This is a genomic window from Salinicola sp. (genome assembly GCF_982684285.1).
Window position 1 is genome coordinate 1 of the sequence record NZ_CEXLVS010000172.1, and the last position, 9,007, is coordinate 9,007.

The 9,007-nt window shown below is 67.3% G+C and carries 11 protein-coding genes; all 11 read left to right on the top strand.

Annotation, left to right across the window (positions count from 1 at the left end):
* Positions 1-37 precede the first annotated feature (37 nt).
* Positions 38-829, top strand: a complete 792-nt coding sequence (gene phnE, locus AC3AYF_RS14460; RefSeq protein WP_295035153.1) for a phosphonate ABC transporter, permease protein PhnE — start codon at positions 38-40, stop codon at positions 827-829.
* Positions 830-863: 34 nt separating this feature from the next.
* Positions 864-1,676: a phosphonate metabolism transcriptional regulator PhnF gene (gene phnF / locus AC3AYF_RS14465; protein WP_295035155.1), complete on the top strand. Its 813-nt coding sequence runs from the start codon at positions 864-866 to the stop codon at positions 1,674-1,676.
* Entirely contained in the window at positions 1,673-2,125 is a 453-nt protein-coding gene (gene phnG / locus AC3AYF_RS14470) for a phosphonate C-P lyase system protein PhnG (protein WP_295035157.1), read from the top strand. Before phnF ends, phnG begins: the two co-directional genes overlap by 4 nt.
* A 43-nt stretch (positions 2,126-2,168) precedes the next feature.
* Positions 2,169-2,807, top strand: a complete 639-nt coding sequence (gene phnH / locus AC3AYF_RS14475; RefSeq protein ID WP_295035159.1) for a phosphonate C-P lyase system protein PhnH — start codon at positions 2,169-2,171, stop codon at positions 2,805-2,807.
* Complete coding sequence (locus AC3AYF_RS14480; RefSeq protein WP_295035161.1) at positions 2,807-3,931, top strand: carbon-phosphorus lyase complex subunit; 1,125 nt, start codon at positions 2,807-2,809, stop codon at positions 3,929-3,931. The genes phnH and AC3AYF_RS14480 overlap by 1 nt, the downstream gene beginning before the upstream one ends.
* A gap of 1 nt (position 3,932) precedes the next feature.
* On the top strand, positions 3,933-4,766 hold the full coding sequence (locus AC3AYF_RS14485) for an alpha-D-ribose 1-methylphosphonate 5-phosphate C-P-lyase PhnJ (RefSeq protein WP_295035163.1): 834 nt from the start codon (positions 3,933-3,935) through the stop codon (positions 4,764-4,766).
* Complete coding sequence (locus tag AC3AYF_RS14490; protein ID WP_295035165.1) at positions 4,763-5,683, top strand: phosphonate C-P lyase system protein PhnK; 921 nt, start codon at positions 4,763-4,765, stop codon at positions 5,681-5,683. The genes AC3AYF_RS14485 and AC3AYF_RS14490 overlap by 4 nt, the downstream gene beginning before the upstream one ends.
* Before the next feature lie 11 nt (positions 5,684-5,694).
* The gene (phnL, locus tag AC3AYF_RS14495) at positions 5,695-6,462 is read left to right on the top strand and encodes a phosphonate C-P lyase system protein PhnL (RefSeq protein ID WP_295035167.1); all 768 of its coding nucleotides are present in this window, start codon (positions 5,695-5,697) and stop codon (positions 6,460-6,462) included.
* Positions 6,459-7,607 (top strand): alpha-D-ribose 1-methylphosphonate 5-triphosphate diphosphatase, encoded by a 1,149-nt coding sequence (locus tag AC3AYF_RS14500; protein WP_295035169.1) that lies wholly within the window; start codon positions 6,459-6,461, stop codon positions 7,605-7,607. Before phnL ends, AC3AYF_RS14500 begins: the two co-directional genes overlap by 4 nt.
* 242 nt (positions 7,608-7,849) lie before the next feature.
* Positions 7,850-8,407 carry a ribose 1,5-bisphosphokinase gene (gene phnN / locus AC3AYF_RS14505; RefSeq protein WP_295035170.1) on the top strand — a complete coding sequence of 186 codons (558 nt, stop codon included), beginning with the start codon at positions 7,850-7,852 and terminating at the stop codon, positions 8,405-8,407.
* Positions 8,404-9,007, top strand: a 604-nt coding sequence (locus AC3AYF_RS14510) for an MBL fold metallo-hydrolase (RefSeq protein ID WP_487779908.1), incomplete at its 3' end; no start/stop codon positions are given. The genes phnN and AC3AYF_RS14510, both read left to right, overlap by 4 nt.

The following is a 9,007-nucleotide window of genomic DNA, read 5'->3' on the forward strand; positions in this document are numbered from 1 at the left end:
CTTGCCATCTTCATGATCGATGCAGCGGAGTCCATGCATGACCACTTCCACACTCGATGCGCGAGCCCGATCGGGTAAACGCAGCTGGACCACACTGCTGGGCTGGGCGATCGCCGTCATTGTTCTGGGCTGGGCCTGGCAGGGCGCCGAGATGGCCCCGAGCCTGCTGTTCCAGAACGCCGGCAACATGGCGACCCTGGCCGCCGACTTCGTGCCGCCCACTTTCGGCAGCCTCGATCACTACATCGATCAGATGCTGGTGACCATCCAGATCGCCATCTGGGGCACGCTGCTGGCGGTGCTGTTCGCCATTCCCTTCGGGCTGCTCTCCTCGGACAACCTGGCGCCGTGGTGGATCAACCAGCCGGTGCGGCGGCTGATGGATGCCTGCCGCGCGATCAACGAGCTGGTCTTCGCGATGCTGTTCGTGGTCGCAGTCGGCCTGGGCCCATTTGCCGGCACCATGGCGCTGTTCGTCCACACCACCGGCGTGCTCGCCAAGCTGTTCTCGGAAGCGGTGGAAGCCACCGATGCCGGGCCGATGGAGGGCGTTCGCGTCACCGGTGCCGGGCGCCTGGAAGAGATCATCTTCGGCCTGATCCCCCAGGTTCTGCCGCTGTGGATCTCGGTCAGCCTCTATCGCTTCGAATCCAACATCCGCTCCGCCACGGTGCTCGGCATGGTCGGCGGCGGCGGTATCGGCGTCTCGCTGTGGGAGACCATGCGCGGGTTTCAGTACACCGAGACCGCCACGATCATGCTGGTGATCATCGTTGCCGTGACGCTGTTGGACATGGCGTCGCAGCGTGTTCGCAAGCGTTTCATCTGATGCCGGGGCTTTCCCGGCTTTTTTGGGCCTGATGATGTCTAGACAAATCCTCTCGATACCGCGCTACCGCGAACTGGCCGAAGTGCTGGTCCGCGAGGTCCGTACCGACTACGGCCCCGGCGACCTGCTGCCGACCGAGGCGCAGCTCGCCAAGCGCTTCGCGGTCAATCGCCACACGGTACGCCGGGCGCTGGACGAACTGGTCGCCGCCGGGCTGGTGACCCGCCATCAGGGGCGCGGCACCCAGGTGGTCGACCGGCGGCTCGACTACGCCGTCAGTGCCGGCAGCAAGGTGACCCAGAATCTGGCCAGCCTCGGCCTGCCCTCGAACACCTGCTGTCTCGAACAGGGGCTGGTGACGCCCCCCGAGGCCATCGCCCAGCGCTTCGGGCGCTCCGCCAGCGAGCCGCTGCTGCGGGTCGACACCGTGCGCACCGTCGATGACGCGCCGCTGATGCGACTGCGCCACTGGTTCGATCCCGAGCGGGTGCCGGGCTGGATCGAGCGCTATCGCGGCGGTTCCACCCGCGCCCTGCTGGGCCAGCATTATGGCTTGCGCCTGCATCGCCGACGGGTACGCATCGATGCCGCCGGCGCCGATCGCGACGACACCCGCTGGCTGCAGTGCCCGCTCAACGCCCCGCTGCTGGTGATGACCAGCGACAACACCGATGCCGCCGGCGTGCTGGTGGAAGTCTCCGTGGGGCGGGCGCGTGCCGACCGGCTCTCCTATCACATCGATTTCGATGACGCCGTGGGCCGGGATTTCGACGAAGCCGCTGGCCGTCATCGCGACGCCGCCGGCGACCCTTCCGATCTTTTTCCATCCGACGAGGACGACGCATGACCCACACCCCTCGAGGAGCCCGTCAGCGCTTGCTGGCGCTCTCCTCCCGTCAGCACATCGAGGCCCGCTGGGGCGCACTGGGCGCGTGGCTCGGCGATTTCCCCACGCACCGCTGCGTCCGCGGCCCGGAGACCGGCATGGCGATGCTCAAGGGGCGTACCGGCGGTACCGGCAACGCCTTCCACCTGGGCGAGATGACCCTGACCCGGGCCAGCGTCGCCCTCGACGACGGCACCGTCGGCCACGGCTGGGTGCGCGGTCGCGATCATCGCCACGCCGAACTGATCGCGCTGGCCGATGCCGTCGCCCAGCACGCCGAATGGCAGGAAGCACTCGAGACGCAGCTGCTCGCGCCGCTGGCCGAGGAATTGGCCGAGCGCCAGCGCCGTGACGCCGCCACCGCCGCCGCCACCCGCGTCGACTTCTTCACCCTCGTACGCGGCGAGTGAGTACGGGCGAATGACGATGGAGAAAGTGACGATGGACAAAGAAATGACAGTCAAGACGGAAATGACGAGGGATCTCGTCTGGCCTGGTCTGGCCGACCCCGCCCACGACAGCCAGCGCCTGTTTCGCCAGATTCTCGGCGCCATGTCCGAACCGGGCACGCTGACGACGCTGGCCGTGCCGGCACCGCCCCAGGCGGCGCCGAGTGACGCCCTTGGCGCCGCGCTGTGGGGAGTGATACTGACACTCTGCGATCTCGAGACACGCGTCTGGATCGCCGCCGACCTCGACTCGCCGCCCCTGCGCGAGGCGCTGACCTTCCACACCGGGGCGCGCATCACCGACGACCCGGCGAACGCCGATTTCGCGCTGCTGACCCATGAATCCTTCGATCCACAGACGCCGTTTGCGCTGGGCAGCGACACCTATCCCGACCGCGGCACCACGCTGCTGGTCGCCGTCGAGCGACTGGACAACGCCGGGCCCTTGAGTCTCTCCGGGCCTGGCATCGAGACCACCCGCGCACTCGACATCGGCGATTCCCCCGGCTGCCGGGCGCTGATGGATCGGCTGGCCGCCAACCGCGCCAGTTTCCCGCGGGGTTTGGACATGATCTTCGGCTGCGGCGCGCAGCTGGCGGCAGTGCCCCGCAGCACGCGCGTCGATTCTCGGGAGGTGAACTGATGTACGTTGCCGTCAAGGGAGGCGAGCAGGCCATCGCCAACGCCCACCGCTGGCTGGCCGATCGCCGTCGCGGCGATCGCGATCGCCCGGAACTCGAGGTCGCCCAGATCGGCGATCAGCTGCGCCTGGCCGTCGACCGGGTGATGAGCGAAGCCTCACTCTATGACCCTGAGCTCGCCGCGCTGGCGTTCAAGCAGGCCAGTGGCGATCTGACCGAGGCCGTGTTCCTGCTGCGGGCCTATCGCACCACGCTGCCGCGACTGGCGGTCAGCGAGCCGCTCGACACCGCCAGCATGCGTATCGAACGCCGTATCAGTGCCACCTACAAGGATATTCCCGGCGGCCAGATCCTGGGCCCGACCTACGACTACACCCACCGCCTGCTCGATTTCCTCCAGCTGGCCGGCGCCGAGGTGCCGCCTGCCGAGACCCGGGACGACGTCACCGACGCCGAGCCATGCCCGCAGATTCTCGAACTGCTCAACGACGAGGGGCTGGTGGAGCAGGAGATCGACGACGGCCGCGAGCCCATGGATATCACCCGCGATCCGCCGGATTACCCGATGGACCGCGCCGCTCGGCTGCAGATGCTGGCCCGTGGCGACGAGGGCTACCTGCTGGCGCTGGGTTACTCCACCCAGCGCGGCTACGGCCGCAATCACCCGTTTGCCGGCGAGATTCGCCTGGGTCAGGTGGAGGTCGAGATCCACGTCGACGAGTGGGACGAGACCATCTGCGTCGGCGAGATCGCGCTGAGCGAGTGCCAGATGATCAACCAGTTCGGCGGCTCGCGCGAGGCCGCGCCGCAGTTCACCCGGGGGTACGGCCTCGCCTTTGGCCACAACGAGCGCAAGACCATGGCCATGGCGCTGGTCGATCGTGCCCTGCGCGCCGAGGAGCTGGGCGAGCCGGTCATCGGCCCGGCGCAGCAGGCGGAGTTCGTGCTGGCCCACGCCGACAGCGTCGACGCTTCCGGCTTCGTCTCGCACCTGAAGCTGCCGCACTACGTCGACTTCCAGTCCGAGCTCGATCTGCTCAGACGCCTGCGCCGCGAACATGCCGCGCGTCAGGCGGAACTCGACAGCGCTCGTGATACGGCCAGCCCCCAACCGAAGGAGCGTTGATATGGACGGGTACAATTTCGCCTACCTCGACGAACAGACGAAAAGAATGATCCGCCGCGCGCTGCTCAAGGCGGTGGCGATCCCCGGCTACCAGGTGCCGTTCGGCGGCCGCGAGATGCCGATGCCCTACGGCTGGGGCACCGGCGGCGTGCAGCTCACCGCCAGCATTCTGGGCGCCGACGACATTCTCAAGGTGATCGACCAGGGCGCCGACGACACCACCAACGCGGTCAGCATCCGCCACTTCTTCCAGCGTGTCGCCGGCGTCGAGACCACCACCGCGACCACGGCGGCGGATGTGATCCAGACCCGCCACCGGATCCCCGAAACCCCGCTGCGCGCCGGCCAGATCCTGGTGTTCCAGGTGCCGATCCCCGAGCCGCTGCGCTTCATCGAACCCAGCGAGCAGGAGACCCGACTGATGCACGCGCTGGAAGAGTACGGCGTGATGCACGTCAAGCTCTACGAGGATATCGCCCGCTATGGGCATATCGCGACCACCTACGCCTATCCGGTCAAGGTGGACGGGCGCTACGTGATGGATCCGTCACCGATCCCCAAGTTCGACAATCCCAAGCTCGACGGCAATCCGGCGCTGATGCTGTTCGGTGCCGGTCGCGAGAAGCGGCTCTACGCGATCCCGCCCCACACCCGGGTCGAGAGTCTCGACTTCGAGGACCATCCGTTCGAGATCCAGAGCTGGGAGCACACCTGCGCGCTGTGCGGCAGCGATCACAGCTATCTCGATGAAGTGATCACTGACGACAAGGGCGGGCGGATGTTCGTCTGCTCCGATACCGACTACTGCCAGACCCGGCGGGGAGAAGTGGCATGAAGAAGCCTCGACTGACACGTCCGGTCCTGCTGGACGTTCAGGACATCACCCGCCTCTACGGCCCCGCCAAGGGCTGCGAGGCGATCGACTTTCGACTGCACGCCGGGGAGGTGCTGGGCATCGTCGGCGAATCCGGCTCCGGCAAGTCGACACTCTTGCGCGTGCTCGCCGGGCTGGAAGCGCCGGATGCTGGGCGCGTGGTCTACCGCAGGCCTTCTAACGAGCCCGAAGCCGCTCGAACCGATTTTCACGAGCCCGGGACCGCTCGAAGCGATTTCCACGAGCCCGAAGCCGCTCGAGCCGGCGCCGGAGAAGACGTGCTGTACAAGGGAGAGTTGGAGAGGGATGAGGCCGAAATCGACCTCTACGCCATCGGCGAGGCGCGTCGCCGGGCGCTGCTGCGCCTCGAGTGGGGGCTGGTGCATCAGAACCCTCGCGACGGCCTGCGCATGGGGGTTTCCGCCGGGGCCAAAATCGGCGAACGGCTGATGGCCCAGGGCCAGCGCCACTACGGCCAGCTCCGCGCCACCGGCCAGGAGTGGATGCGCCAGGTCGAGCTCGATCCCGGGCGTATCGACGATGCGCCGCGCACCTTTTCCGGCGGCATGCAGCAGCGCCTGCAGATCGCCCGCACCCTGGTCACCCGGCCGCGGCTGGTGTTCATGGACGAGCCCACCGGCGGGCTGGACGTCTCGGTCCAGGCGCGGCTGCTGGACATGCTGCGCACGCTGGTGCGTCAGCTTGGTCTCTCGGTGGTGCTGGTGACCCACGATCTCGCCGTGGCGCGCCTACTCGCCCACCGGCTGATGGTGATGCGCCGCGGTCAGGTGGTGGAGACCGGCCTCACCGATCAGATTCTCGACGACCCGCAGCACGAATATACGCAGCTGCTGGTGTCATCCGTGCTCACCCCTTGAGGATATCTTCGATGCTTTCCGAGACTGGCGTTTCCCCGAAGCACTCCCTGCCTCGCCTCACGGTGGATGGGCTCCACAAGCAGTTCCTGCTCCACGGCCAGGGCGGGCTCGAGATCGACGTGATGCGCGATCTCTCGCTGACGCTGCACGCCGGCGAATGCCTGGTCCTGGCCGGGCGCAGCGGTATCGGCAAGAGCACGCTGTTGAAGATGCTCTATGGCGACTACCGCATCGACCAGGGGCGGATCCGGCTGCATTTCGACGACGGCGAACTCGACCTCGAGACACTGCCGGCCTACGCCTGGCACGGCCTGCGCCGCGACGTGATCGGCTATGTCAGCCAGTTTCTGCGCGTGGTGCCGCGGGTCGCCGCCGTCGACGTGGTGATGGAGCCGCTGCTGGCGCGTGGCGCCGACGAAGTCGAGTCGCGCCAGCGGGCCGAGACGCTGCTGGCCCGGCTCAACCTGCCCGAGCGGCTGTGGCGGCTGCCGCCCGGCACCTTCTCCGGCGGCGAGCAGCAGCGCGTCAATATCGCCCGCGGCTTCATCGGCGAGCATCCGCTGCTGCTGCTGGACGAGCCCACCGCATCGCTGGACGCCGCCAATCGCGACGTGGTGATCGCGCTGATCCATGAGGCCAAGGCGCGCGGTACCGCCATGCTCGGCATCTTTCACGACGAGGACGTGCGCGAGCGCGTCGCCGACCGCCTGCTGCCACTGGATGGCAGCCTGGGCAGCCCAGCCGCCACCAGCCAGTCCTTCCGGGAGAGCCTGTCATGAGCGCACAGGAACAGATTCTGACCCACGCCAGATTGGTGCTCGACGACGAGACGATCGACGGCACCCTGGTGATCCGCGATGGCCGGATCGCCGCCATCGATCACGGTGCGAGCCAGGCAGCGGGCGCCATCGACTGCGAGGGCGACCTTGTGCTGCCGGGGCTGGTCGAGCTGCACACCGACAACATGGAGAAGTACTTCCAGCCGCGGCCCAAGGTCGAGTGGCCGAGTCTCCAGGCCGCGCTGGCCCATGATGCCCAGATGGCGGCCAGCGGCATCACCACCGTGTTCGATGCGGTCTCGGTGGGCGATGTCGACGAGCAGAGCATGCGTCACGGCGCACTCGACGAGATGTGCCATGCCCTGTCGCGGATCGCTCGCGACGGTCTGGCGCGGGTCGATCATCGCCTTCATCTGCGCTGCGAGGTGAGCCACCCCAACACGCTGGCGCGGTTCGAGGAGCTGTCGTCATCACCGCTGCTGGGGCTGGTGTCGCTGATGGATCACGCTCCCGGACAGCGGCAATTCGCCAGCCTCGAGGCCTATCGCATCTATTATCAGGGCAAGTACAAGCTCGATGACGCCGCAATGAATGCTTTCATGGCATCCCAGATCGACAACAGTCAGCGCTACAGCGCCGAGCATCGCCGCGCCATTGCCGCGATCTGTCGCGAGCGCGGTCTGGCGATCGCCAGCCACGACGACGCCACCGTCGAGCATGTCGCCGAAAGTCATGAGTACGGCACCCGGGTCGCGGAGTTTCCCACCACCCGCGAAGCGGCCGAGGCCTCCCACCGGGCCGGCATGGCGGTGATGATGGGCGCGCCCAACGTGGTTCGCGGCGGCTCCCACTCCGGCAATATCGCCGCCGCCGAGCTGGTCGAACTGGGTGTGCTGGATATCCTGTCGTCGGATTACTACCCGGCGGCGCTGCTCGACGCCGTATTCCGGGTTGCAGCGATGGAGAACGGCTACGCCTTGCCCCGTGCCGTTGCCACCGCGACCCGCATACCGGCCGAAGCGGTAGGGCTCGGCGATCGTGGGCGCCTGGTGCCGGGGCTGTGCGCCGATCTATTGCGGGTGCGGCTGATCGACGATCATCCGGTGGTGCAGCGGGTTTGGTCTGCCGGCAAGCAGGTTCACTGAGGGTACGTCTGAAAATGCCTGCGCTTGTCCATACGGCGTTAAAAATCGGCTCAAGATGCTCATTTACACCCCGTAAACTGGAGCGCCAGCCCGGTCCTCTTTCGCCGATTTTTGCCTTGTCTGGACTGCGCTCGTCGATTTTCAGATCGACCCTGGATAAATGCCGATGTCTCGGTCATCACGCCCGGCAATTTATCTCACGGCCGGGAATATCTGGAATACGTAGATAGAAAGAGGCTGAAATGAGCGACGGTCGATTGATCTACGTCATGGGCGCCAGCGGCGTCGGCAAGGACAGCCTGCTGCGCGAGCTGGCACGGCGTCGCCCGGACGCGCTGGTGGCGCATCGCTATATCACCCGGGCCAGCAGCGGGGCGGAGAACTGTATCGAGCTCTCCCGCGAGGCATTCCACTGGCGCCGCGAGCGGGGGCTGTTCTGCCTTTCTTGGCGCGCGCACGGGCTCGACTACGGCGTCGGCATCGAGATCGAGACGTGGCTGGCGGCGGGGCACACGGTGGTGCTCAACGGCAGCCGCCGCGCGCTGGTCAAGGCGCACGAGCGATTCGGCGAATCGCTGTTGCCGGTGTTAGTGGTGGCGGACGCCGAGGTGCTGCGGCGGCGTCTGAACGCTCGCGGACGCGAGACGCCGGCCGAGATCGAGGCGCGGCTGGCGCGAAGCTGCGAGGAGGAGACGCTTTCCGGGGTCGCACGCATCGATAACGGCGGCGAGCTGGCGGAGGGCGTGAAGGCGCTCGAAGCCTGGCTCGATGCCGCACCCGTATCGGACGATCCGGCGTGAAGCTGCGCTTCGCCGGCACCGGCGACAGCGCCCAGGTGCCTTGTTTCGGCTGCGATTGCCCGGCGTGCCAGCGCGCGCGGCTGCTGAGCAACCACCGCCGCGAGCCCTGCGCCGGCGAGATCGAGCTCGATGGGGAGCTGATCCTGATCGACGCCGGCCGCATGGATCTGGCCGCCCGCTGCGAGCGTCAGCGCCCGGCCGCGATTCTGCTCACGCACTATCATGCCGATCATGTGCAGGGGCTTCTGCATCTGCGCTGGGGGCGGGGCGAATCGATTCCGGTCCATGGTCCGAAAGATCCTCAAGGCTGCGCCGACCTGCACAGGAACCCCGGCATTCTCGACTTCCAGCCCGGCCTCAAGCCGTTTCGGCCTCTGGTGCTGGGCCGGCTCGAGGTCACGCCGCTGCCGCTCAATCACAGCAAGCCGACGCTGGGCTATGCGATCGAAGACGGCGTCAATCGGGTCGCCTGGCTGTGCGATACCGTGGGCCTGCCCGGCGCCACCGAGCGCTTCCTGACCCAATGGCAGCCCCACGGCGTGGTGATCGACGCCACTCATCCCGACGCGTATGACTCCCCGAATCCGGAGTCTCGCGCCG

Excerpts from the sequence above, each read along its gene's own strand:
- phnE (WP_295035153.1), top strand. The coding sequence starts at position 38 with ATGACCACTTCCACACTCGATGCGCGAGCCCGATCGGGTAAACGCAGC.
- phnF (WP_295035155.1), top strand. The coding sequence starts at position 864 with ATGTCTAGACAAATCCTCTCGATACCGCGCTACCGCGAACTGGCCGAA.
- phnG (WP_295035157.1), top strand. The coding sequence starts at position 1,673 with ATGACCCACACCCCTCGAGGAGCCCGTCAGCGCTTGCTGGCGCTCTCC.
- phnH (WP_295035159.1), top strand. The coding sequence starts at position 2,169 with ATGACAGTCAAGACGGAAATGACGAGGGATCTCGTCTGGCCTGGTCTG.
- AC3AYF_RS14480 (WP_295035161.1), top strand. The coding sequence starts at position 2,807 with ATGTACGTTGCCGTCAAGGGAGGCGAGCAGGCCATCGCCAACGCCCAC.
- AC3AYF_RS14485 (WP_295035163.1), top strand. The coding sequence starts at position 3,933 with ATGGACGGGTACAATTTCGCCTACCTCGACGAACAGACGAAAAGAATG.
- AC3AYF_RS14490 (WP_295035165.1), top strand. The coding sequence starts at position 4,763 with ATGAAGAAGCCTCGACTGACACGTCCGGTCCTGCTGGACGTTCAGGAC.
- phnL (WP_295035167.1), top strand. The coding sequence starts at position 5,695 with ATGCTTTCCGAGACTGGCGTTTCCCCGAAGCACTCCCTGCCTCGCCTC.
- AC3AYF_RS14500 (WP_295035169.1), top strand. The coding sequence starts at position 6,459 with ATGAGCGCACAGGAACAGATTCTGACCCACGCCAGATTGGTGCTCGAC.
- phnN (WP_295035170.1), top strand. The coding sequence starts at position 7,850 with ATGAGCGACGGTCGATTGATCTACGTCATGGGCGCCAGCGGCGTCGGC.